This is a genomic window from Frateuria aurantia DSM 6220, assembly GCF_000242255.2.
Lineage (GTDB): Bacteria > Pseudomonadota > Gammaproteobacteria > Xanthomonadales > Rhodanobacteraceae > Frateuria > Frateuria aurantia.
This window is the reverse complement of sequence record NC_017033.1, coordinates 2,441,589-2,463,536: the sequence shown is the minus strand read 5'-3', so window position 1 is coordinate 2,463,536 and position 21,948 is coordinate 2,441,589. Positions and strand designations below refer to the sequence as shown.

General features: G+C 66.0%; 22 protein-coding genes. 11 read left to right on the top strand and 11 right to left on the bottom strand.

Annotated features, from left to right (window positions below):
• Position 1 precedes the first annotated feature (1 nt).
• Both ruvX and FRAAU_RS11505 read right to left on the bottom strand, forming a co-directional pair.
• Positions 2-457 carry a Holliday junction resolvase RuvX gene (ruvX, locus tag FRAAU_RS11510; protein ID WP_014403698.1) on the bottom strand — a complete coding sequence of 152 codons (456 nt, stop codon included), beginning with the start codon at positions 455-457 and terminating at the stop codon, positions 2-4.
• A complete protein-coding gene (locus FRAAU_RS11505) occupies positions 454-1,023 on the bottom strand; it encodes a YqgE/AlgH family protein (protein ID WP_041271096.1) in 570 nt (189 codons plus the stop codon). The genes ruvX and FRAAU_RS11505 overlap by 4 nt, the downstream gene beginning before the upstream one ends.
• Positions 1,024-1,150: 127 nt before the next feature.
• Between FRAAU_RS11505 and FRAAU_RS11500 the strand changes: the two genes are divergently transcribed.
• A complete protein-coding gene (locus tag FRAAU_RS11500) occupies positions 1,151-1,747 on the top strand; it encodes a hypothetical protein (RefSeq protein WP_014403696.1) in 597 nt (198 codons plus the stop codon).
• Here FRAAU_RS11500 and FRAAU_RS11495 read toward each other — a convergent pair whose 3' ends face one another.
• The 4 genes from FRAAU_RS11495 to FRAAU_RS11480 all read right to left on the bottom strand — a co-directional run bounded on the left by FRAAU_RS11495 (position 1,748) and on the right by FRAAU_RS11480 (position 5,919).
• Positions 1,748-2,644 (bottom strand): energy transducer TonB, encoded by an 897-nt coding sequence (locus tag FRAAU_RS11495; RefSeq protein ID WP_014403695.1) that lies wholly within the window; start codon positions 2,642-2,644, stop codon positions 1,748-1,750.
• Positions 2,641-3,588, bottom strand: a complete 948-nt coding sequence (gene gshB, locus FRAAU_RS11490) for a glutathione synthase (RefSeq protein WP_014403694.1) — start codon at positions 3,586-3,588, stop codon at positions 2,641-2,643. Before gshB ends, FRAAU_RS11495 begins: the two co-directional genes overlap by 4 nt.
• Positions 3,589-3,715: 127 nt before the next feature.
• A complete protein-coding gene (locus FRAAU_RS11485; protein WP_014403693.1) occupies positions 3,716-4,450 on the bottom strand; it encodes a 16S rRNA (uracil(1498)-N(3))-methyltransferase in 735 nt (244 codons plus the stop codon).
• Positions 4,451-4,545: 95 nt separating this feature from the next.
• Positions 4,546-5,919, bottom strand: coding sequence for an adenosylmethionine--8-amino-7-oxononanoate transaminase (locus tag FRAAU_RS11480; RefSeq protein WP_041270552.1), 1,374 nt, complete (start codon positions 5,917-5,919; stop codon positions 4,546-4,548).
• Between the two features lie 167 nt (positions 5,920-6,086).
• Between FRAAU_RS11480 and FRAAU_RS11475 the strand changes: the two genes are divergently transcribed.
• The 5 genes from FRAAU_RS11475 to mazG all read left to right on the top strand — a co-directional run bounded on the left by FRAAU_RS11475 (position 6,087) and on the right by mazG (position 10,105).
• Complete coding sequence (locus FRAAU_RS11475) at positions 6,087-6,932, top strand: type II secretion system protein N (RefSeq protein WP_052317893.1); 846 nt, start codon at positions 6,087-6,089, stop codon at positions 6,930-6,932.
• A gap of 11 nt (positions 6,933-6,943) precedes the next feature.
• Positions 6,944-7,729, top strand: a complete 786-nt coding sequence (locus FRAAU_RS11470; RefSeq protein ID WP_014403690.1) for an inositol monophosphatase family protein — start codon at positions 6,944-6,946, stop codon at positions 7,727-7,729.
• Positions 7,730-7,788: 59 nt separating this feature from the next.
• Positions 7,789-8,355 (top strand): ADP compounds hydrolase NudE, encoded by a 567-nt coding sequence (gene nudE / locus FRAAU_RS11465; protein ID WP_014403689.1) that lies wholly within the window; start codon positions 7,789-7,791, stop codon positions 8,353-8,355.
• On the top strand, positions 8,352-9,191 hold the full coding sequence (cysQ, locus tag FRAAU_RS11460; RefSeq protein ID WP_014403688.1) for a 3'(2'),5'-bisphosphate nucleotidase CysQ: 840 nt from the start codon (positions 8,352-8,354) through the stop codon (positions 9,189-9,191). Before nudE ends, cysQ begins: the two co-directional genes overlap by 4 nt.
• A gap of 86 nt (positions 9,192-9,277) precedes the next feature.
• Positions 9,278-10,105, top strand: coding sequence for a nucleoside triphosphate pyrophosphohydrolase (mazG, locus tag FRAAU_RS11455; RefSeq protein ID WP_156803410.1), 828 nt, complete (start codon positions 9,278-9,280; stop codon positions 10,103-10,105).
• 8 nt (positions 10,106-10,113) lie between these two features.
• Here the strand turns inward: mazG and FRAAU_RS11450 are convergent, their stop codons facing one another.
• Positions 10,114-10,599: a YfgM family protein gene (locus FRAAU_RS11450; RefSeq protein WP_014403686.1), complete on the bottom strand. Its 486-nt coding sequence runs from the start codon at positions 10,597-10,599 to the stop codon at positions 10,114-10,116.
• A gap of 148 nt (positions 10,600-10,747) precedes the next feature.
• Here FRAAU_RS11450 and FRAAU_RS11445 point away from each other — a divergent pair, with 148 nt between their 5' ends.
• Positions 10,748-11,701 (top strand): DUF4097 family beta strand repeat-containing protein, encoded by a 954-nt coding sequence (locus FRAAU_RS11445; protein WP_014403685.1) that lies wholly within the window; start codon positions 10,748-10,750, stop codon positions 11,699-11,701.
• A gap of 30 nt (positions 11,702-11,731) precedes the next feature.
• On the opposite strand, the gene FRAAU_RS11440 is transcribed toward FRAAU_RS11445, so the two are convergent.
• The 4 genes from FRAAU_RS11440 to FRAAU_RS11425 all read right to left on the bottom strand — a co-directional run bounded on the left by FRAAU_RS11440 (position 11,732) and on the right by FRAAU_RS11425 (position 17,498).
• On the bottom strand, positions 11,732-12,859 hold the full coding sequence (locus FRAAU_RS11440) for an SLC13 family permease (protein WP_014403684.1): 1,128 nt from the start codon (positions 12,857-12,859) through the stop codon (positions 11,732-11,734).
• Between the two features lie 3 nt (positions 12,860-12,862).
• The gene (locus tag FRAAU_RS11435; protein WP_014403683.1) at positions 12,863-14,185 is read right to left on the bottom strand and encodes an Hsp70 family protein; all 1,323 of its coding nucleotides are present in this window, start codon (positions 14,183-14,185) and stop codon (positions 12,863-12,865) included.
• Positions 14,186-14,286: 101 nt separating this feature from the next.
• Positions 14,287-16,788 (bottom strand): ABC transporter permease, encoded by a 2,502-nt coding sequence (locus tag FRAAU_RS11430; RefSeq protein WP_014403682.1) that lies wholly within the window; start codon positions 16,786-16,788, stop codon positions 14,287-14,289.
• Complete coding sequence (locus FRAAU_RS11425; RefSeq protein WP_052317892.1) at positions 16,785-17,498, bottom strand: ABC transporter ATP-binding protein; 714 nt, start codon at positions 17,496-17,498, stop codon at positions 16,785-16,787. The genes FRAAU_RS11430 and FRAAU_RS11425 overlap by 4 nt, the downstream gene beginning before the upstream one ends.
• Here FRAAU_RS11425 and FRAAU_RS11420 point away from each other — a divergent pair.
• From FRAAU_RS11420 to FRAAU_RS11405, 4 genes are all read left to right on the top strand, one after another.
• Positions 17,497-18,138 carry an arylesterase gene (locus FRAAU_RS11420; RefSeq protein WP_014403680.1) on the top strand — a complete coding sequence of 214 codons (642 nt, stop codon included), beginning with the start codon at positions 17,497-17,499 and terminating at the stop codon, positions 18,136-18,138. The two genes, FRAAU_RS11425 and FRAAU_RS11420, sit on opposite strands and share 2 nt — an antisense overlap.
• A gap of 433 nt (positions 18,139-18,571) precedes the next feature.
• Positions 18,572-19,297, top strand: a complete 726-nt coding sequence (locus tag FRAAU_RS11415) for a response regulator transcription factor (protein ID WP_014403679.1) — start codon at positions 18,572-18,574, stop codon at positions 19,295-19,297.
• A 43-nt stretch (positions 19,298-19,340) separates the two neighbouring features.
• Positions 19,341-20,336: a sensor histidine kinase gene (locus tag FRAAU_RS11410; RefSeq protein WP_014403678.1), complete on the top strand. Its 996-nt coding sequence runs from the start codon at positions 19,341-19,343 to the stop codon at positions 20,334-20,336.
• A gap of 185 nt (positions 20,337-20,521) precedes the next feature.
• Positions 20,522-21,823, top strand: a complete 1,302-nt coding sequence (locus FRAAU_RS11405; RefSeq protein WP_014403677.1) for a replication-associated recombination protein A — start codon at positions 20,522-20,524, stop codon at positions 21,821-21,823.
• Positions 21,824-21,948: the final 125 nt, after the last annotated feature.

Genomic DNA, 21,948 nt, shown 5'->3' with positions numbered 1-21,948 from the left:
GTCAAGACCGGGGCTCCGGCAGGGCGAGGCGATCTTCGGGGCCGGCCAGCAGCCAGCGTTCAAGAATCACGGCGGCCGCATCGGCATCCAGTTGTTCGGCATGGTTGCGGCGCCGCAATCCCGAAGCGCGGGCCTGGGCGAAACGCTGGGCGGCTTCCTGCGAACTGTGGCGTTCATCGACCAGATACACCGGCAATCGGTAGCGTTGCTGCAACGCTTCGGCAAAGCGACGGGCCCGTTTGCTGGCCGGTTGTTCTTCGCCGTCCAGGGTCAGGGGCAGGCCGACCACCAAGGTGTCCGGCAGCCATTCGCGGCGCAAGGCATCCAGCCTGGCCCATTCCGGCTGGCCCTGATCCATGCCCAGTACGGCCAGATTGCGGGCGGTGCCGGTAAAGGTGTTGCCGATGGCCACGCCGCTGCGGCGGCTGCCGACATCAAAGCCGAAAATGCAGCTCATGCATGCCCCGGATAGGCCGTCAACCGGTTGACGTCGACTCCGACCAGATCGGCGGCGGCGGTCCAGCGACGATCCAGTGGCGTGTCGAAGACGACCTGGTGACTGGCTTCGGCGGTCAGCCAGGCATTGTCCTTCAGTTCCTGCTCCAGCTGGCCGGCATCCCAGCCCGCATAGCCCAGTACCAGCAAGGCCTTGGCCGGCCCTTGGCCGGCGGCGATGGCTACCAGGATGTCACGCGAGGTGGTAACCGACCACGTCTGGTTGACGCGATAGCTGGCTTCCCAGTAGCCGGGTTCTTCGTGCAGCACGAATCCGCGTTCCTGCTGCAGCGGACCGCCGATCAGCACGGGTACGTCGGCCAGTTCAGGGGCCTGATACTCCAGTTGCATCTGTTCGAGGATGTCGGCGAGGCTGTATTCGGACTGGCGGTTGATCAGCAGCCCCAGTGCGCCCTCCTCGTTGTGCTGGCAGACCAGGGTGACCCCGCGGTTGAACGAAGGGTCGTCAAGATTGGGCATGGCGATCAGAAACTGACCGGCCAAAGTGGCGGACTCGGGAAATGTCATGCGGCCATTGTAAGCAAAGCTGTCATCTTTGTGCTCGACTCGGCGATGGACAACCATCGGAGGGTGCGGAATTTCCTGGCTTCCGCATACTGGGATAGGGCGGGATGATGACGAAGGAGGCGAAGTGATGCGGAACACGGCCGGCAAGTGGCTGGGTGGCCTTGGACTGCTGGTGACGGTATGGCTGACGGCGCCGGTGGCGGCGGCCGAGTCCGGACTCGCCGATGCCACCGTGATCATCATCCGGCATGGCGAGAAGCCTGCGCATGGCACGGGGCTGTCGGCGCGGGGGCAGGCGCGTGCAAGAGCCTATGCCCGTGAATTCGCGGCTTTGTCGCTGGATGGGGAGGTCTGGCAGCCACAGCATCTGCTTGCCAGTCGGGACAGTCGCCACTCCCGGCGCGAGACCCTGACGCTGGCTCCATTGTCGCAGGCGCTGGGGCTTGCCGAGGATGATCGCTTCCCGGAGGGCGCTGAGTCCGCGCTGGCGGCGGAGCTGCGGGCCCATCCGGGCGGGCGGCAGATCCTGATCTGCTGGCACCATGGCGCCATGCCGCAGCTGCTGACGGTGCTGGGGGCGGATCCGGCCAGCCTGTTGCCTGCGGGGCGCTGGCCGGCGGAGGTCTTCGACTGGATGATCGTGCTCCGTTATGACGCGGCCGGTCATCTGCTGCCGTCGCGCAGTGAACGCAGGACAGACGCCGTATTGCCCGGAGACCAATGATTACCGGGCGTCGAGGCGATCGCCGGGCAGGAACTGCCAGGTCCGTGTGATGTAAAGCAGGTCGATCGGATGTCGGGTGGTGGGCAGGGGCGGATAGGGCGCTGCCTGCTTGACGATGCGCCGGGCAGCCTGATCGAGTTCGGGGTGGCCTGACGACTGGATCACGTCGATGCTGGCCACCTCGCCATTGCGACGCAGGCCGACGCTGAGAATCAGCTCGCCATGCAGATGCCGTGACCGCGCCACCTCGGGGTAGTTCAGGTTGCCGCTGCGCTCGATCCGTCGGACCCAGTGGTGCATATAGGCGGCATAGGCGTACTCGCGGGTGTTGGCCGAAATGAATTTCTTGCGCGGGCGCTTGGCATAAGCCTCGCTGCGAGCATTCAGCTCGGCGGCCAGACTCGCCATTTCCTGAGCCTGCCGGGTCTCGTCGGCGGTGGCATCCGGGGTGTCGTGGAGAGTATGGCTGGGTGTGTCGTCGGCCATATCGGGACTGTCGGCGGTGGTGGTCAGTCGTTGTTGCTTGATATCGTCCTGCGGGCGGGCCAGTGAGGCCTGCATCGGCTGTGGCGCGACGCCCTGGTCCGGCGTGGGCAACAGCCCGGCCACAGGCTCGGAGGGCTTGCCGACGCGATCGTCATTGCCGCCGCCGCGATTGGCCGCCTGGGCCAGAAAGTCGGCCTGGGCGGGTGCCTGCGTATTGCTGGCCTGCAACAGGGTGATGTCCATGCTCGGGGTAGCGGGCGGTGCCGGCGGATGCCGGAAGCTCAGGCCCAGCAGCAACAGGGCATGGACGATCAGCGACAGCAGGATGCAGGCGCCCAGCAGGTCCGGTGCGCGACGGCGGAAGGGCGTGCCGCTCTTCGCCGTCGCGGTACCGGCAGCGTCGGCATTCACGGCCGGCCTTGCTCGACGGCATCGAACAGCTGACCCGCGATATTCAGGCCGAACTGCTGGTCCAGCTCGCGCACGCAGGTCGGCGAGGTGACATTGATCTCGGTCAGATAGTCGCCAATGACGTCCAGACCGACAAACCGCAGGCCGCGGCGACGCAGTTCCGGCGCCACCTGGGCGGCGATCCAGCGATCACGCTCGTTGAGCGGCACACCCTCACCGCGACCGCCGGCCGCCAGGTTGCCGCGAAACTCGCTGCCCTGCGGAATCCGGGCCAGGGCATAGGGCACCGGCTCGCCGTCGATCAGCAGAATGCGCTTGTCGCCTTGTACGATGGCGGGAATGAACTTCTGGGCCAGAGTGAACTGCAGTCCGTCATGCAGCAGGGTTTCCAGCATGGAGTTGAGATTGGGGTCGCCGGCCTTGACCCTGAAGATGCCGCGGCCGCCCATGCCGTCCAGCGGCTTCAGTACCGCCTCGCCATGGCTCTCCACAAAAGCGCGCAGCTGGCTTTGCGAGCGACTGACCAGAGTGGGGGCGATGCACTGCGGAAACTGCAGGGCATAGAGTTTTTCGTTGCAGTCGCGCAGCGAGGCGGGGCGGTTGATCACCTCCACGCCGGCCTGCTCGGCCAGTTCCAGCACCATGGTGTCGTAGATGAACTGCGCGTCGACCGGCGGATCCTTGCGCATCAGCACCACGTCGAGCGTGCGCAGGTCGGTCCAGCGGGCTTCGCCGCGTTCGAACCAGTGGCCGGCATCATCGAATACCCGCAGCGGGCTGAGTCGGCCCCAGGGGTGGCCGTCGCGCAGCTCCAGGTCGCCCTGCTGCAGGTAATGGACCTGCCAGCCCCGGCGTTGAGCCTCCAGCAGCATGGCGAAGCTGGTGTCCTTGGCGATTTTGATTTTCTCGACGGGATCCATCAGGATCGCAAGCGAACGGGTCACGGGATATCTCCTGGTGGGCCAGGGGCCGACCTTCAGGCGGCCGGGTGCAGGACCCGGCAGAATCAGTAGCGCATGTTCGCCGACCCTGGGCAGGGCGGCAAGCGCATCATGCTGTCATGGAATCAGTTCAGAAATCGCCGTGGACCGCCTGCAAGGCCGCGGCGGCGGCCAGACCGGCGGTTTCGGTGCGCAGAATGCGCGGCCCCAGCTGCAGGCGCTGGAAGCCCTTGCCGTCCAGAGCTTCCAGATCGCGCTCGCCCAGGCCGCCTTCGGGGCCGACCATCAGCATGGCGCCGCTGGCGGGCAGTTGCAGCTGGCGCAACCGCTGTTCGCCGTCAGGCGACAGGCTGAGCCGCAGCGGACCTTCGGCCGGCAGGCTGTCCAGCCATACGGCCAGCGGGCGGGCGGGGTGGATCACGGGCACCATGGCGCGACCAGACTGTTCAGCCGCGCTGATGGCGACCGCTTGCCAATGTTCAAGGCGCTTGGCGCTGCGCTTTTCGTCCAGCCTCACTTCGCTGCGCTCGGTATGCAGCGGCACGATTTCAGCGATCCCCAGTTCGCAGGCTTTCTGGATGATCAGATCCATCTTTTCGCCGCGGGCGATGCCCTGAGCCAGGGTCAGTCGCAGCGGTGATTCATTGCCGGGCGAGTGGCGGGTCGCGATCTGCAATTGCACCTGACGTCGCTCGACGGCGGTGATGGTCGCTGCATAGTCATGCCCGTCGCCGTTGAACAGCACCACCTGGGCACCGACATCCTGCCGCAGCACGCGGACCAGATGTTCGGCGGGCTGGCCTTCCAGCACGGTGCTGCCGTGTTCGCTGAGCGGAGAGTCGATATGGATTCGGATCGTGCGCATGGAAATTCAATCAACAGGGCCGGGGCTGGCCAGCATAGCAAGTGCGGCCATTGCCGGCCGGGATGACCCGCCGCAACGGTGCGGCGGGAGCCGGGTCATGCGCAGGCGACGTCGATGCCGCGGATGGCTGCATCGACCAGATGATCGAGCTCGTCGTCGCTGATCACATAGGGTGGCATGAAATACACCACGTCACCCAGCGGGCGCAGCAAGGCTTCATGTTGCAGGCCGTATTGGAAAACCCGCAGGCCGCGCCGGTCGGTGCTCGGGAACGGCGTGCGCGTGCGCTTGTCGGCGACCATCTCCACCGCGGCGATCATGCCGTGCTGGCGGATGTCTGCAACGTGAGGGTGATCGCGCAGAGGCTCCAGGCGACGAGCCAGACGAGCGGCCAGCTCGCGGTTGCGCTCCAGTACCGGCTGGTCGCGGAACAATCCCAGAGTGGCCAGAGCGGCGGTGCAGGCCAGCGGGTTGCCGGTATAGCTGTGCGAGTGCAGAAAGGCCCGGCCGCGGTGGTGTTCGGCATAAAAGGCCTGGTACACATGGTCCGAGGTCATGACCGCGGCCAGTGGCAGATAGCCGCCGGTCAGTCCCTTGGACAGGCACATGAAGTCCGGTCGGACCGCGGCCTGCTCGCAGGCGAACAGGGTGCCGGTACGACCGAAGCCGACCGCAATCTCGTCGGCGATCAGGTGCACCTTGTATTCGTCGCACAGCTGGCGCAGGCCGCTGATATAGCTGGGGTGATACATCCGCATGCTGCCGGCGCATTGCACCAGCGGCTCGATGATCACTGCGCAGGTGGTATCGGCATGCTGCTCCAGCAGGACCTTCATGCCTTCCAGCGCCCGCTGGGCGGTGGCTTCGGCCGTTTCGCCGGCCTCGCCCAGATAGGCATCCGGCGAAGGCGCGATCAGCGAGTTCAGCAGCAACGGGCCGTAGGTCTTGCGATAAAGGGCGACATCACTGACCGACAAGGCACCCAAAGTCTCGCCATGGTAGCTGTTGGCCAAGGCAATGAATTGGGTTTTCTCGCCATGGCCCTGGTTGAGCCAGTAGTGGAAGCTCATCTTCAGGGCCACTTCCACCGCGGCCGAGCCGACGTCGGCGTAAAACACACGGTCCAGCCCCGGTGGCGTGATGGCGACCAGTTCCTCAGCCAGGCGAATCGCCGGCTCGTGGGTGAAGCCGGCGAAAATCACATGCTCCAGGGTATCCAGCTGCTGTTTGACGGCGGCACTGATGGTCGGATTGGCATGGCCGAAGATATTGGTCCACCACGAGCTGACACCGTCGATGTAACGACGGCCGTCGGCATCGTGCAGCCATACGCCTTCGCCGCGAGTGATCGGGATCAGCGGGATGGTCTCGTGATCCTGCATCTGGGTGCAGGGATGCCAGACATGGCGCAGGTCGCGTTCGGCCAGAGTCTGGTTGGATATCGGTTCGGGGAATGCTTGCTGGCTCATGGCCCTATCATCGTCGGTCCGGGCCTGCAGGCTCAAGCGGCACCATTCCGACTGCGGCGTCAGGTCCCGTTGCAGACGAGGAGGCTCCAGAGAGGGATGTCGGCTTGACGGACAAGGATCCAGCAGCCATCGATGCAGGATGATGGCACCGGCGCGACGGTGCCGCCATGGCGGGTTTCGGGGCCGGCTGCGGTACATTGGGCGTCTGCGGCCGGGGTGGCGGCGCGATGGAGCGGTGCGTATTGAACGTGGTTCGTTATCTGATGGTATGGGGCCTGGTGATCAGCCTGATGCTGCTGCTGATGGTGGCTTTTCTGCCCGCCAGCTGGGCCTTGGGCTGGTATGGCGAGCGCTTGCCGGGGCTGCGGTTGCAGCAGGTCAGCGGCACCGTGTGGAAAGGGCAGGCCGGACAGGTGCTCACGCGTGCCGGATTCCCCTTGGGCGGTCTGCGCTGGCAGCTGTCACCGTCCATTCTGCTGGGCCGCGCGGATCTGCACTGGCAGTTGAACGGTCCCCGGATCACGGCTTCCGGGCAATTGCAGCGTGAAGCCGATGCGCGGCTGGTGATCGATCATGTCCGGTTGCGCAGCACGCCCGCGGCACTGGCCCAATGGTTCGGGCTGCCGGTCATGCCGGTGGCCGGTCAATGGTATCTGGATATATCCCATGCGGTGGTGTGGCATGGCTGGCCGATGACACTGGAGGCGCAGCTGGCCTGGCGCGATGCCGGCGTGACGGCATCGGGTCAGAAGCTGGCGCTGGGCAATCTTCTGCTGCATGCCCGCAGCCAGCAGGGGGTGATGACGGCCGAGCTGGAGGATGATGGCGGCGGGCCGCTGCATGTTCATGGCCAGGGGCGGCTCCATCCGCTGGGCTGGAGCTTCCAGGTCGATGCCGCCGCGGGGGCGCATCAGCCGGCGCTGGCGGCCTGGCTGGCCGGCTTCGGCGTGCCCGACGAGCATGGTATGGTGGATATCCGCCGCAGCGGTGGCATGTTGGACAATCTGCAATGAAGGAACAGCTTATGGACGAGGCCGTACTGGCTCACGCCTTGGCCGCGGCTCGCGAGGCCGCCGCCGCCGCCGGAGACATCATCCGTCATCATTGGCAGCGTGGCGTCGAGATCGAGCTGAAAGACGACCAGACCCCCGTGACGGTGGCGGATCGCGAAGCCGAGCTGGCGATTCGCGCGATCCTGCAGCGGGCGCTGCCCGAGGCCGGCATCTATGGCGAGGAATTCGGCCGCCAGGGTGCGGACGGACGGGCGTTGTGGCTGGTCGATCCGCTGGACGGCACCAAGAGTTTCGTTCGACGCACACCTTTCTTTTCCACTCAGATCGCTCTGATGCTGGATGGCGAGCTGGTGCTGGGTGTGTCCTCAGCTCCGATCTACGGCGAAACCATGTGGGCCGTTCGTGGTCAGGGCGCCTGGCTGGATGGGCAGCGGGTACGGGTGGCGAGTACCGACAACGTGGCGGCCGCCTCCATCTCCACCGGCAATATCAAGTCGCTGGCGGCCGGACCTCAATGGCCTCTGCTGGGACAGCTGATTGGCCAGTGCAACCGTATCCGGGGTTACGGCGACTTCTGTCATTACCATCTGCTGGCGCGTGGAAGTCTGGATCTGGTGATCGAATCCGATGTCGGCATTCTTGATATTGCCGCGCTGGCGGTCATCGTGCGCGAAGCCGGTGGCGTGTTCACCGATCTGCGGGGCGGAGCTCTGGATCTGGACAGCCGCAGCGTGCTGGCGGGCACGCCGGTGCTGCATGGTCTGGCCTTGCGACAGTTGCAGTCGGGGGCGCGCTGAGTCGTGCCGGCCGTTGTCCCGGGCCGCCATTGACGGAGATTACCGGATACAATCGATCCATGCCCAGCTTACCGATCATTCATTCGACCAGGCCTCTGGAAGTCGTTGATGCCCGCTCCGATACCGAACTGGTGGATCTGGAGTTCTCCAACGGCGAGCGGCGTGTCTACCACCGTCTGCGCGCCAGCGGCCACGGTGCGGTCATCATCGTGCCGATGCGCGATGCGGAGACGGTCATACTCGCCCGGGAATATGCGGTCGGGGTAGAGCGCTATCTGCTGGGGCTTCCCAAGGGCCGGCTGGAGCCGGGGGAGACCCCGGCCGAAGGTGCCGACCGCGAGCTGAAGGAGGAACTGGGTTTCGGCGCGCGCCGCCTGACCGTGCTGCATGAGCTCTCGCTGTCGCCGGCCTATATGACCTACAAGGCCCATGTGGTGCTGGCTCAGGACCTATACCCCGAGCAGCTGGAGGGTGATGAGCCGGAGGAGCTTGAAATGGTGCCCTGGAAGCTGGCCGATCTGCACGAGCTGATCGCCCGCGACGATGTCACCGAAGGGCGCAGCATTGCCGCGCTGTTTATTGCCCGCGAATATCTGGCAGGCCGTTACAGGCCGGAGCGATCATGAGCGACTGGATGACGGCCGAACCCCGGTTGCGGCTGCTGGCGGCGCTGGCCCGCCAGGCCGGGGCGGCGATACTCGAGGTCTACGCCCGGCCTTTCGAGGTTCACGAAAAGGCCGATCATTCGCCGGTGACGGCGGCCGATCTGGCCGCCCAGACCGTGATCGTGGCCGGCCTGCAGGCCATCGCGCCGGCCCTGCCGGTAGTCTCCGAAGAGGCAGTCAATGCCGACTGGGAGCAGCGTCGGCACTGGTCCAGCTATTGGCTGGTCGATCCGCTGGACGGCACGCGCGAGTTCGTCAAGCGCAATGGCGAGTTCACCGTCAATATCGCCCTGATCGAGAACCACCAGCCGCTGCTGGGGGTGGTGCTGGCGCCGGTGACCGGAGCCTTGTATCTGGCCGGGCGTGGGTTCGGCGCCTGGACACAGTCGGGGCCGGAAGGTTCCTGGATGCCTCTGCGCAGCCGCCCCTTGGCCCGTCCTGCGACAGTGACCGGCAGCCGCTCCTATGAGCGGGCGCAGCCGGCGGAACTCGAGCAGGTGGCCGGCGCCGGTTATGCCAGCATGGCGATGGGCTCGTCTCTGAAGTTCTGCCTGATCGCGGATGGCCAGGCGGATATCTATCTGCGGCTGGGCGCCACTTCGGAGTGGGATACGGCGGCCGCGCAATGCGTACTGGAAGAGGCCGGTGGCGCGGTGCTGGATCTTTCCGGGCAGCGTCTGCGCTACAACCGTGGTCTCTCGCTGATCAATCCCGAATTCATCGCGGTGGGCGATGGGGGTGTCGACTGGGATGCCCGGCTGCGCAACCTGCGTCGTATCCGCGGCGCCGAGGCCTGACTCACCCGCGTTGCCCGTCTCTCTCGACCATGGCCGAGGGGCGGATGCATCCGGCCTTCGGTCGCCAACAGCTTCTGGAAACACCCATGACCGCTCCGATGGCTCCCGTTGATATCGATGCCCTGCTTCAGGTCGTGCGGCGATTGCGCGATCCACGGCACGGCTGCCCCTGGGATCTTGCCCAGACGCTGGGCAGTCTGGCGCCTTATACCCTGGAAGAAGCCCATGAAGTGGTCGATGCCATCGATCGTCAGGATTGGGCCGGGCTGCGTGACGAGCTCGGTGATCTGCTGTTCCAGGTCGTGCTGCAATCACAGCTGGCCAGCGAGGCGGGGCACTTCGGTTTCGAGGATGTCTGTCGTGCCAGCACGGACAAGATGGTCCGGCGTCATCCGCATGTCTTTGATGCCGAGCGTCATGGCCGGACCTTGCCGGACTGGGAGGCGTTGAAAGCGCAGGAGCCGGGTCGAAGTCATGCTGATCGCAGCGCTCTGGCCGGGGTATCCCATGGCATGCCTGGCTGGATGCGGGCACAGAAGCTGCAGAAAAAAGCGGCGCGGGTCGGTTTCGACTGGCAGAGTCCGCAGCAGGCCATGGCCAAGCTGGAAGAAGAGGTGGCCGAGGTGCGCGCCGAGCTGGACGAGGGCTCATCCTCCGCACGGCTGGAGGACGAGCTGGGCGATGTGCTGTTCGCGGTGATCAGTCTGGCCCGTCATGGCGGCATTGATCTGGCCCGGGCCATGCGCGGAGCCAATCGAAAATTCGAGGCCCGTTTCCGGCAGATGGAGGCCAGCGCCGACCGGCCCGAAGGCCTTGCCGGACTGGAGCGCGAGCAGTTGCAGGCATTGTGGCTGCAGGCCAAACAGTCGGTGCCGCAGGCCTCGTCTGCCGGCGTGGTGCCGACAGACGATTGATCTGTAACTCAGGGGTGAGGCGGAGGCGGAGCCTGCAGTGCCGGGCCCTGCGGTCCGGGATGACGGTGCTCGGCCGCCATGCGGGCCTCATCGGCCAGGCTTTCATTCAGGCTTTTGCGCAAGGTGGCGATAGCCGCATCGACGTGGGTGGGGCGGAGCTGGGCCTGGGCCAGACGCTGGTACAGCGCCTGCCGTAGCCTGGGGTTGCGGGTCTTGCCCAGCACTTCGTTGTAAAGTGCGGGCAGCTCGCCGGCACGCCCTGATTCGACATACAGCCTCTGCAGTTCGTTCAGCGTCTGCAGCACCCCCCATTCAGGGCCGAAGCCTTGGCGCTCGAACCCGGGCGGTCCGAAGCCGGGATGATCGAAGTGCGGCACGCCGGGTCGCGGCGCGGGAGCTGTGACAGGCCCGGCTGTATTTTGGGCCAGGCTGGCGGTGCTGGCCACGGCGAGCGCCAGCGTGCAGAGTGCAAGTGTCAGTCGGGGGCGGATCATGGGAACCTGTTCTCCTTCGGTCGCGGGCAACGGTGTGTCGTATAGCGAAAACGTGCGATAGATGGGCTGGTTGACCTCGATTGCAACCGTTTGCCTGCCGGCGGCATCTCAGGTTCATATTCATTCAATCAGCCACAGGGGTAAAACCATGCGCACCATGCTGTTCGCCACCGCCACGCTGCTGGGACTGGCCTTGCCGGTGGCATTCGCCTCCTCCCGATCCTGTGCCGTCAATGCGCCGGTTGCCCTGCAGCAGGATTTGGACGGGATTCGTGTCGTCGAGCTGCGCCAGCTGGAAACCGACCTCGATCTCACCGGTCATCAAGGGGGCAGCGGCCTGCAGCTGCAGGGCGAAGCCTGTGCCAGTGATGCAGATGGTCTGGCCCGTCTCAAGATAACGCCGCATCGTGAAGGCAGCACGTTGGTGCTGCAGGTCGGCAAGTCCGGCCCTCATGTGTCCATGTCCTTTTTCAGCCGCCACTATGCCTATCAGACCTTGCAGCTGTCGCTGCCGGCCGGCGTGGCGCTTAAGGTAGATACGGGATCCGGTGACGTGCGGATCAGCCATCTGGGCGCGTTGCAGATCACCAGCGGTTCGGGCGATCTGGCGATCAGCGATCTCGGTGGTCCGCTGGACCTGAGCACCGGCTCGGGCGATGCCTCGGTCCGGGGCATCCACGGTCCGGTCACGGCCGCGGCCGGCTCCGGCAACCTGCAGATCCGTGACGTGGCGGCCTTGCATATCAGTCAGCTGGGTTCCGGCGATCTCACGGCCACGGCGATCCATGGTGCGGTCGATGTGCGCAGTGCCGGCTCCGGCAGCCTTGTCGTGTCCGATGCGGCGGGGGGATTCAGTCTCGGTCAGGTGGGGTCAGGTGATGTCCGTCTACGCGGACTGGGTGGGGCGGTACAGGTCGGGAGCATCGGTTCCGGCGATCTCGATGTCCAGGACGTGAAGGGCCATGTTCAGGTGGGCAGCATCGGCTCGGGCGATGTGACGGCCGACCGGATCACTGGCGATCTGGTGGTGCGCGCGGTCGGTTCTGGCGAGGTCAGGCATCATGACATCGGCGGCAAGGTGTCGGTGCCGCCGAGTCGCTGAGGCATCGGGCGGGTATCGAGCCGTGGCCGTCTAGTGCGGGTGCCACACCTGCTGCAGGCCATAGACGATGGGGGCGGTGACCAGCAGAAAGGGAATCGAGACCTTGTGGAAGCGGCCCAGACCGCCCTTGACCCCGGCGATCCGCCAGGCGATCAGATTGGCCATCGAGCCGATGCCGAACCCGAAGCCACCGACATTGACCGCCACTGCCAGTGCGGTCGGGTCAGGATGGCGGCTCAGCAACAGCACGGCGGCAGGCACATTGCTGATCAGCTGGGAGGCGACAATGCCGCTGAGGTACAGGGTCAGCGGTTGCTGCAGATCCAGTCGGGCCAGCAGGGCATGTACCGGGGGCAGGGCCGCGGCATGACCCAGGGCAACAAAAATTGCGAGAAAGCTGGCCAGCAGCAGCCAGTCGATCCGGATCGCCAGACGCGGAGCCAGCAGCAGTGTCGCCAGCAGGATCAGCCCGCAACCCCAGCCGGGATGGCCGCTGGCCAGGCTCAGCACCATCCCGGCGAGGGCCAGCAGCGAGCTTCCGGCCATGGGGCGATGGACTGCCTGAGGTGCGATGTCTGCCGGCATCGGCGGGACCCGGCCGCCCGGCAGCCAGCAGCCACTGAAGACCATGACCAGGGTCAGCATCGCCAGTCCCGAGGGCAGCAGTCCCAGGCTGAAACGGCCCAGACTCAGGCCTGACTGCTGCAACAGCAGCAGGTTCTGCGGATTGCCGACCGGGCTCAGGGCGGAGCCCGCATTGACGGCCAGCGCTTCCAGGCTGACCAGTCGCCAGACTGGCAGGCCGGTCGGTCCGGCCAGTACCAGACTGAGGGGGATCAGCAGGAACAGGCTGACATCGTTGGTCAGCAGCATGGAAGCCAAAGCACTGCTCAGCACCAGCGCCATGCCCAGGCCGCGCCGTGAAGGAATGCCGCGGATCAGGCGGTGGGCCAGGGCTGGAATCAGGCCGCTGTCGCGAATGCCCTGGATCGCCAGCATCAGGCCCAGCAGTCCGACCAGGGTCGGCGGTCGTGACCAGGCAACCAGCTGTGCCCATGAAACGGGGTCTGTGCCTTGCAGTATCGCGGCCAGCAGGGCGAAGCCCACCAGCAGGCTTTCACGCCGCAGAAAGTCCTGACACGGCTGCAGGGTGAGCAAGGCTCAGTCCGCGATCACGGGGGCTGCCGCCAGGCCGCTGACCACGCCCAGCGAGGGGTCGCCCTTGACCAGCGGAATGCCGGGGAACTGCCCGGCCACCAGTTGCTGCAGCAGGGGTGAACGCGAGCTGCCGCCGGTCAGGAAGATGCTGGCCGGCGGGGCCGGCCATTCCTGGCTGACCTGCTCAAGCAGTCGCCGCATGCGGCCCAGAAAGTCTTCCGCCGAGGCGGCAAATTCGGTCGTGTCGACGCGCGCATCCAGGCCAGGTTCCAGAAAGCCGAGATGGACGCCATGCTCGGTCTCCGAACTGAGCCCGATCTTGGTCTCCTCGGCACGGCGGTTGAGGCGGGTGGTGGCGCCCAGTTCCTGCAAGGCCCGCAGGCGCGGGCCGTAGGGGGCCTCGACGCGCCGGTAATCCTGTTGGCGGAACTCGCGCTGCTTGGGCAGATTGTGGACGCTGGCGGCGGCGACATAATGGTGGGCCGGGATGGCCTGAACTTCGGACCCCATCAAGGGCATGAACCGGCGCAGGCTGATGCCGCTGTCCAGATCGGTGCCGCCGCGGGCCAGGCCCCAGCTGCGCAGGATACGGGCCGGCTCGTCGCCGCCCAGTTCGGCATAGGCCACATCGGTGGTGCCGCCTCCGATATCCACGATCAGGGCCCGCTGGCGAGTGTCCAGACTCTGGTGGTAATGCATGGCTGCCGCGGCCGGTTCCTCGACGAACCGGATGCTGTCGAAGCCCGCCTGGGTAGCCGCTTCGCGCAGAATGCCCAGCGCCTGTTCACCACCGTCTGCACCCATCGAGCTGCGGAATTCCACCGGCCGGCCGATCACCGCGCTGCGGATCGCGGTGTCCAGCTGGCGGCTGGCGGTCAGGCGTATATGTTCCAGAATGTGGGTGGCAATGCTGACGATGGTCTGGCGCACCCGCGGATCCAGCCGGTAGCCCAGCATCGACTTCGGCGATTCGATCAGATGGCCGGTACCTTCCAGCAGGTAGGCCTCGATGGCCGCATCGCCGAACAGGGCATGCTTGAGGCTGCCGACCGAGACGGCTTCACCCTGACGCGACTGTTCTTCCATCCATTGCCGGCGCACGATGCGCAGTCCGTCCTGGCGCCGCATGCCCGAGCGCAGCAGACTCTCCAGTTGAGCTTCCAGTGCCGGGGTCAGCACGAAGTCATTCGGGTCCGGCACGTTTTCCGGAAAGAACGCCGCGGTGCGGAATTGCTGCGCCTCGCCGAAGCGGATGCTGTGCAACTGTCCCTCGCGAATGGCGGCGGCGGCGGAATAGCTGGTGCCGAAGTCGATTCCCAGATGCATGAAAGTCCTTGATCTGCAGGCCAACAGAACAGTATCGCCGAGCCCGCCGCCAGTTGCCAAGCCTGGGACGGGTAGGGCTGGCGGTGGATCCGGGGAATGGCTCAGTAGTGCCGCAGCAACTGCATCGGCGGGGTCCGTATCACTTTGCGGGTACCGGTCAGACCCAGCAGGGTCACGACTGCCACCGCCAGCAGGCTGGTGCCGATCACCGCCAGCCAAGGCAGTTGCACATGTTCGATCCGGAACAGCCGTCGCCCCAGCCATTGTCCGGCCAGCACGCAGGCGATCGCCGAGGTGGTGGCGCAGATCAGGCCCAGCACCGCGAATTCACAGGCGGCGGCACCGCGCAACTGCCGGGAGGGGGCGCCCAGGGTTCGCAGCAGGGCGGCCTCGTGCTGGCGCTCCTGATGGCTGGCCGCCAGTGCCGAAGCCAGCACCAGCGCGCCGGCCAGCAGGCTCAGCAGCAGGATGGCACGCACCGCCAGCGCGACCTGGCCGACCAGCTGGCGGACCTGATCCAGCAGGCTGTTGATATCAATCAGGCTCAGATTGGATTGCTGCTGCAACAAGCTGCCGAGCCGGTCGGCTTGGCGAGCCGGCAGATGGAAACTGGCGATCCAGGTATGCGGCAGCCGGGTCGCATGGGCCTGGTCCAGCATCAGAAAGAAATTGACCCGGAACGAGCGCCAGTCCACCTGCCGAAAGCTGCTGACCCTGGCCTCCACGCTGGCTTCGCCGATTTGCAGGCGCAAGCGGTCCCCCAGTTTCAGGCCGAACCACTGCTGCCAGGTCTGGTCCACCGATACCTCAGGCGTGGCCGGCTGCAAGGGCGGCCACTGTCCGGCGACCAGCCGATTGGCCGGCGGCAGTTGCGCGCTCCAGGACAGTCGCAGCTGCTGCGAGGCACGCTCCTGCGCATGGGCATCGCCAAAGGCGATCTGCTCCACGGGGCGGCCATTGATGGCGATCAGCTTGCCCACGGCCAGCGGCATGATGCTCAGGCGGCTGGCGCCGAGTTCAGCCAGGTGGCGGCTGAATTCCTGGCGCTGATCGTCCTGCAGGTTCAGCACAAACCAGTTCGGGGTGTCCGCCGGCAATTCGGCCCGCCAATTGTCCAGCAGGGCGGGCGCAACCAGACCCAGCAACAGCAGGGCGGTCAGGCCGGTGCTCAGCGCCGTGGCCTGGATCAGACTGAGCCCCCGCCGCCGTGCCAGCTGCTGCAGGCCCAGCCGCAGCGTGACCCAGCGGCCGGTCGGCAGGCGGCGGATCGCGCTCAGCAGCAGCGTCGTGATCAGCAAGGTCGCGGCGGCGACGACACCGAGGCTCAGGCCCAGCTGAAAGGCCAGTGCCAGACTGCGGGTCTGCAGCCAGATCAGCCCCAGTGCCACAAGCACCGGCAGCAGATAGGCCAGTTCGGCCAGACCACCCTGATAGCGATAACTGTCGCGAAAAACGGCGGCGGGCGGAATTCGGCCCAGGCGCGCCAGCGGAGGCCAGGTAAAACCGGCCAGTACCGCCAGCGCCATCGCGGCGGAAGCCAGGCAGGGACCAGGCGGCAGCCATTCCGCGGGCTGCCCCAGTCGGCTGGCCAGCCAATGCCAGATTCCTTGCGACAGGCCCCAGGCCATGGCCGTACCGATGGCGGCCACCGGCAGGGCCAGCCAGGCCATCGCCATGCCCAGCAGCAGAGCCAGTTGTCCGCGGGGAATGCCGATGGCACGCAGCACGGCCACTTCGGCGCGCTTGCGGCTGGCATAGCGCTGGGCCGACAAAGCAATGGCGATGCCGCACAGCAGGGCGGCCAGCAAGGCGGTCAGCTGCAGGAACAGTCCGGCGCGGTCGAACGCGGCGCGAATGCGCTCCTGTGCCTGTCGAGGCCCGATCCAGCGGCCATCCATCGGACGGGGCTGGGCATGGGCCCAGTCCAGCCAGTGCTGTACCGCGCGCGCCGGTCCGGCGATCAGCAGCCGGTGACTGGCACGACTGCCGGGTCCCAGCAGCCCCTCGGCGCGTGCATCCGCCAAAGCCATCACGGCCTGCGGTGCCATGGCGAACAGGCTGCCACCGTCCGGTTCGCGCTCCAGTTCGCCCGCCACGCGCAGGCTTTGGCCGCCCACTTGCACGGTCTGGCCGACCCGGGCTGCCAGCGCATGCAGCGCGCGATGGTCGAGATAGACCGTGCCCGGGGCCGGCGCCGGCGCGGTGGATGCCAGCGTCTGGGCCGAGTTTCCGGCCAGCTGCAGGCTGCCGCGCAAGGGGTAGGCCGGATCGACGGCATTCACGTCGACCAGCACGTTGCTGTCGCCGGCAAAGGCCATGGTCGGGAAGCTGGCACTGCGACTGCTGCGCAGGCCTAGCCGAGCGGCCTGTGCTTCCCAGCTGGCCGGCGGATCCACGGCCGCGGACAGGCCGGCATCACCGCCGATCAGACGCGCGGCACCGGCACCCAGGCTGCGGCTGACGCCCTGGCTGAGGCTGGCCACCAGTCCCAGAGCCAGAACGGCCAGCCACAAGGAGGCTGCCAGAGTCCGCAGTTCGGGCAGCCGCCATTCGCGACGAATCTGCCGCAGCGCCAGCCAGGCCAGTGCACCCGGCCGTATCACGCGCGCACCTGGCGGGGGCGGGCGGCCTGATCCAGCAAGCGACCTTCATGCACTTCGACCTGTTGCGTACACAGCGCGGCCAGCGCCGGATCGTGGGTGACCAGCACCAGGGTGGTCGCTCGCTCGCGATTGAGCCGGAACAGCAGCTCGACGATGCTGTGCCCGGTACGACCGTCCAGATTGCCGGTGGGTTCATCCGCGAACAGCAGCTCCGGGCCATGCACAAACGCACGGGCGATCGCGACCCGTTGCTGCTCGCCGCCCGACAAATGGGAAGGGTAGTGCCGCAGCCGATCCGCCAGACCGACATCCTGCAAGGCCTGACGGGCACGCTCGCGGGCACCGGGGATGCCTTCCAGCTCCAGTGGCAGCATCACGTTTTCTTCGGCCGTCAGGGCCGGCAGCAGATGAAAGGACTGGAATACGAAGCCGACCAGTCGTCGCCGCAAGGCCGCACGGGCTTCCTCGTCCATGCTCTGCAGCGACTGCCCGGCCAGGACCACCTCGCCGGCGCTGGGCAGGTCCAGCCCTGCCAGCAGGCCCAGCAAGGTGGTCTTGCCCGAGCCTGAACTGCCGACGATGGCGCAACTCGCGCCCCGCTCGATCCGCAGCTCGATATCCCGCAGGATCTCCAGTCGGCTGCCGTCGGGCGCGGTCACGGTCTTGCTAAGATGACGGACTGCAAGCATCGGTTGAGGCAAAGCTGTCATGCGTTTTTTCCTGTGTTTTCTGCTGGCCATGGGGCCTGGGCTGGTACAGGCCGCCTCGGCGGCGCCGTCGACGCTGCTGGTGGTCGGAGACTCCTTGTCGGCGGCCCACAATATCCCTGAACAAGCCGGTTGGGTGGCCTTGCTGGGGCAGCGCCTGTCCAAGATGAGGCCGCCGTGGCAGGTGGTCAATGCCAGCATCAGCGGCGAGACCTCGCTCAGCGGCCGCGCACGGCTGCCGGCGCTGCTGGCGAATCGACGTCCGGCTTTGGTGGTGATCGAACTGGGGGCCAATGACGGTTTGCGTGGATTGCCCCTGCCGGCGCTCAAAGCCAACCTCACGGCCATGGTCAAGGCCGCCCGTGGCGCTGGCGCACGCGTGCTGCTGCTGGGGATCGAACTGCCGGTCAACTACGGGCCGCGTTATCGTGATGGTCTGGCGCAGGTCTATGTCCAGATCGCCCAGGCTGAGCACGTTGCATTGGTGCCATTTATGCTCGATGGCGTGGCCCAGCATCTGGAGCTGATGCAGGCCGACGGCCTGCATCCGGTCGCGGATGCCGAGCCCAGGGTCCTGGACCATATCTGGCCCCGGCTGCAGCCGCTGCTGCAGCCGGCCGAAGCAGCCTCGCACCATCCTTGAAGTCGCCGCCGTTGACGCCCCTCGCCCATATCGGCTGATCAGGCTCCATACCGGTGCCGGGCGGGTCGGCTGTGGCGCAAGCCCGGCTTGCCCGCTTGGGCAGCGCTGGCCGGGTGGCGGTCTGGCGGCTCCGTCGGTGGTGCGTGCAGCGAGGTGCCGGCAGGTGGTGATCACGCCCGGCATCTTTATGGCAGGGCGCCGTCATGGTCTGGTCGATGCGACACCGCCGATGCCTGTGCCGGGATCGATGCACGGCCCACGATCATTCGGCCATAGGCATTTCCAGGCTGGCCCATAGAACTTCCATGCGGTGCGGCTGGTTGGCCGTCAAGCGCTGGTTTGATGCTTTTGTGGACGCGATTTCACGCCAAGAACACATCAGCTCATGCTTAGATGGGGCGTCTTCACAAACGTGAAAATTCGAGGTTCTACGATGAGTGCCCGAGACGAGCAATCCGGCCTGATCCTGCTGGTCGAAGACCATCGCCAGATCGCCGAAATGATTGGCGAGCATCTGGAGCGCAAGGGGTATTCGGTGGACTATGCCGCCGACGGAGTCAGTGGCCTGCATCTGGCCGTGTCCAACAGTTATGACGTGGTGGTGCTGGATCTGATGCTGCCGGGCATCGATGGTCTCGATGTCTGCCGCAAGCTGCGCAAGGATGGCAAGAAGGCAACGCCGGTGCTGATGCTGACTGCGCGCGACCGGCTGGAAGACAAGCTGCTGGGCCTGGAATCGGGAGCGGATGATTATCTGGTCAAGCCTTTCGAAGTGCGTGAACTGGAGGCACGACTGCGCGCCCTGATCCGGCGCGACCGCCGGCAGACCTCGACCGAGGTGCTGAGTGTAGGCGACATGACCCTGGATACCTCGACCCTGCGCCTGACACGGGCCGGCCGGGAGCTCTCGATCTCGCCGATCGGCCTCAAGCTGCTGGCGATTCTGATGCGCGAATCGCCGCGAGTGGTCAGTCGTCGTGACATCGAACGCGAGATCTGGGGCGATACCTTGCCCGACTCGGACACCTTGCGTTCCCATCTTTACAATCTGCGGCGGGTCATCGACAAGCCCTTCGACCGGCCGTTGCTGCATACCATCCATTCAGCGGGTTATCGGCTGTCGGATCTCGACGCGGAAATTCTCAAGCGCGGAGCCTGAGTCCAGCCAGCCGTTCCGCCGCTGCAGCACACAGGTAGCCATCGTGGAACGTGAGCAAGCCCGACGACGCAATGCCCGGCAATGGCGTGCCCACCGCCTGATCGCCAACTGGATCTTTGCCGGCCTGGCCGGCAGCATGGTGCTGCTGGGCTGGCTGGTCAGCGAAAGCTGGGTACCGCTGTGGCTGGGCGTGGTCGGTGCCGTGCTGGCGGCGGCCCTGGTCTGGTGGTGGGAGCGCCGAGCCTGGCACCCGGTGCTGGAACTGGCCCGCATGGCGGCGCTGAGCGTGGACCGCCCCCTGCAGGAAACCACCCCGCACTCCCATCTGTCGCTGACCGACCTGGGGGATCCGGACCTGCGTTCGCTGGGCGATGTGATGCAGGTGCTGCTGGAGCGCGTCCGCGGCTTTGATGCCCGCGAACGCAGCTTTACCCGGGATGCCAGCCACGAGCTGCGCAGCCCGCTGACGATGATCAAGATGTCGGTCGATACCTTGAGCGGCGACCAGTTCATCAGCCCCTCCGGACTGCGTTCGCTGCACCGGATCCGGCGCGCGACCCGTGAACTGGAAATCATGGTCGATGCCTTGCTGTTGCTGGCCCGGGAGTCTGACAACGGGACCCATGAACAGGTCTTCGTGATCAACGAGGTCCTGCAACAGGAGCTGGAGCATGCCCGTGGACTGCTGGACTACAGTGATACCGAGCTGCATCTGCATGAATCGGCCTGTTTTGCCCTGAAGGCTTCCCCCAAGGCTTTCGCGGTGATGTGCTGGCAACTGATCCGCAATGCCCATCGACAGCAGCGCGGTGGGCAGATCACCTTGAGCATTCTGGTCGACAGCCTGCTGGTCTCCAGCAGCACAGGTACCCAGCATATGATGGCCCTGGCGGAGGAAAGCGATCGGCATGGTTTCGAAATCGCGATCGCCTATCGGATCAGCGAACGCTATGGCTGGCCCCTGGAGCTGGAACATGATCCCCTGCAGGGGCCTATCGCCCGGGTCCGCTTTCCCCATGTCGAGCCGATGCCGCCTTGAGCCGTTGAACCTGTCCAGGCAGGTCGAGGCTTGACGGCAGGCGTATCATGGCCGAATGGACCCGAATTCTTTTGACATGACGAGGTGCGTCGCCGCGTGGCGGCCGCGGACCAGCCGGCGGATGGTCTGCCTGACCGGCAGCGGTTCCTGCCGGGCGAGTGCGGTAGCAGATGGAGGGCCGCCGCATGGCTGATCTGTTCACCCAGGAGCCGACGGCGCCGCTGGCCGAGGCCTTGCGTCCTGGAAGCCTGGATGAGGTCATCGGCCAGACCCATCTGCTGGGGCCGGGCAAGCCCTTGCGTCTGGCCTTCCAGTCCGGCAAACCGCATTCGATGATCTTCTGGGGGCCGCCCGGGGTCGGCAAGACCACCCTGGCACGGCTGACCGCCACGGCCTTCCGGTGCGAGTTCATCGCCTTGTCGGCGGTGTTCTCCGGGGTCAAGGACATCCGTGCGGCGATGGAGCAGGCCCAGCACCATCTGGCGATGGGGCGGCATACCATTCTGTTCGTCGATGAAATCCATCGTTTCAACAAGTCCCAGCAGGATGCGCTGCTGCCCTATGCCGAAAACGGGCTGGTTACTTTCATCGGTGCGACCACCGAAAACCCCTCCTTTGAGGTGAACTCGGCGCTGCTGTCACGGGCCCAGGTCTATGTGCTGAAGTCATTGACCGATACCGAGCTGCAGCAGCTGCTGCAGCGGGCCAGTGCCAAGGCGCTGGGGGATCTGGAGTTCGACGATCTGGCCCGCGACACCATTATCGGCTATGCCGATGGCGATGCGCGTCGGCTGCTGAACCTGCTGGAGCAGACCCAGACCGCGGCACGGGCCTCGAACATCCGCCATGTCGATGCGGACTTTGTCCAGAATGCGCTCTCGCTCAACAGCCGGCGTTTCGACAAGGGGGGCGACAATTTCTACGACCAGATCTCGGCCCTGCACAAGTCGGTGCGCGGCTCTCATCCCGATGCCGCGCTGTACTGGCTGACGCGCATGCTCGATGGTGGTGCCGATCCGCGTTATCTGTCCCGCCGCATTGTGCGGATGGCCTGGGAGGACATCGGTCTGGCCGACCCAAGGGCGATGCAGATCGCCAATGACGCGGCCCTGACCTACGAGCGGCTGGGCAGCCCGGAAGGCGAGCTGGCGCTGGGTCAGGCGGTGATCTATCTGGCCGTGGCCGCCAAGAGCAATGCCGGCTACAACGCCTACAACCAGGCGCGGGCCTTCGTGGCCCAGGATCACAGCCGCGAAGTGCCGGTGCACCTGCGCAACGCGCCGACCAAGCTCATGAAAGAGTTGGGCTACGGTCATGAATACCGGTATGCCCATGACGAGCCCAATGCCTATGCCGCCGGCGAGACCTATCTGCCCGAAGATATGGACGAGCCACGCTGGTACCGGCCCACGCCACGCGGCCTTGAAATCCAGATCGGCCAGAAGCTGGAGCAGCTGCGGCAATGGGACGAAGACGCCGACCGTTGAACGGGCGGGCTTGACTCGACAGCTGTCTCGACCTGCAGGGCCTTTCCGTTCACACGATGGCGTCTCCGGGGCTCACCAGTTCAGGCTGACATGTCGATGGGCCGAGGTTGGATTGCCGCCGGTGG

Bases quoted from the DNA above. Each gene is read 5' to 3' on its own strand.
- ruvX (WP_014403698.1), bottom strand. From the start codon at position 457: ATGAGCTGCATTTTCGGCTTTGATGTCGGCAGCCGCCGCAGCGGCGTG.
- FRAAU_RS11505 (WP_041271096.1), bottom strand. From the start codon at position 1,023: ATGACATTTCCCGAGTCCGCCACTTTGGCCGGTCAGTTTCTGATCGCC.
- FRAAU_RS11500 (WP_014403696.1), top strand. From the start codon at position 1,151: ATGCGGAACACGGCCGGCAAGTGGCTGGGTGGCCTTGGACTGCTGGTG.
- FRAAU_RS11485 (WP_014403693.1), bottom strand. From the start codon at position 4,450: ATGCGCACGATCCGAATCCATATCGACTCTCCGCTCAGCGAACACGGC.
- FRAAU_RS11480 (WP_041270552.1), bottom strand. From the start codon at position 5,919: ATGAGCCAGCAAGCATTCCCCGAACCGATATCCAACCAGACTCTGGCC.
- FRAAU_RS11475 (WP_052317893.1), top strand. From the start codon at position 6,087: ATGGCGGGTTTCGGGGCCGGCTGCGGTACATTGGGCGTCTGCGGCCGG.
- FRAAU_RS11470 (WP_014403690.1), top strand. From the start codon at position 6,944: ATGGACGAGGCCGTACTGGCTCACGCCTTGGCCGCGGCTCGCGAGGCC.
- nudE (WP_014403689.1), top strand. From the start codon at position 7,789: ATGCCCAGCTTACCGATCATTCATTCGACCAGGCCTCTGGAAGTCGTT.
- cysQ (WP_014403688.1), top strand. From the start codon at position 8,352: ATGAGCGACTGGATGACGGCCGAACCCCGGTTGCGGCTGCTGGCGGCG.
- mazG (WP_156803410.1), top strand. From the start codon at position 9,278: ATGACCGCTCCGATGGCTCCCGTTGATATCGATGCCCTGCTTCAGGTC.
- FRAAU_RS11450 (WP_014403686.1), bottom strand. From the start codon at position 10,599: ATGATCCGCCCCCGACTGACACTTGCACTCTGCACGCTGGCGCTCGCC.
- FRAAU_RS11445 (WP_014403685.1), top strand. From the start codon at position 10,748: ATGCGCACCATGCTGTTCGCCACCGCCACGCTGCTGGGACTGGCCTTG.
- FRAAU_RS11435 (WP_014403683.1), bottom strand. From the start codon at position 14,185: ATGCATCTGGGAATCGACTTCGGCACCAGCTATTCCGCCGCCGCCGCC.
- FRAAU_RS11420 (WP_014403680.1), top strand. From the start codon at position 17,497: ATGCGTTTTTTCCTGTGTTTTCTGCTGGCCATGGGGCCTGGGCTGGTA.
- FRAAU_RS11425 (WP_052317892.1), bottom strand. From the start codon at position 17,498: ATGACAGCTTTGCCTCAACCGATGCTTGCAGTCCGTCATCTTAGCAAG.
- FRAAU_RS11415 (WP_014403679.1), top strand. From the start codon at position 18,572: ATGAGTGCCCGAGACGAGCAATCCGGCCTGATCCTGCTGGTCGAAGAC.
- FRAAU_RS11405 (WP_014403677.1), top strand. From the start codon at position 20,522: ATGGCTGATCTGTTCACCCAGGAGCCGACGGCGCCGCTGGCCGAGGCC.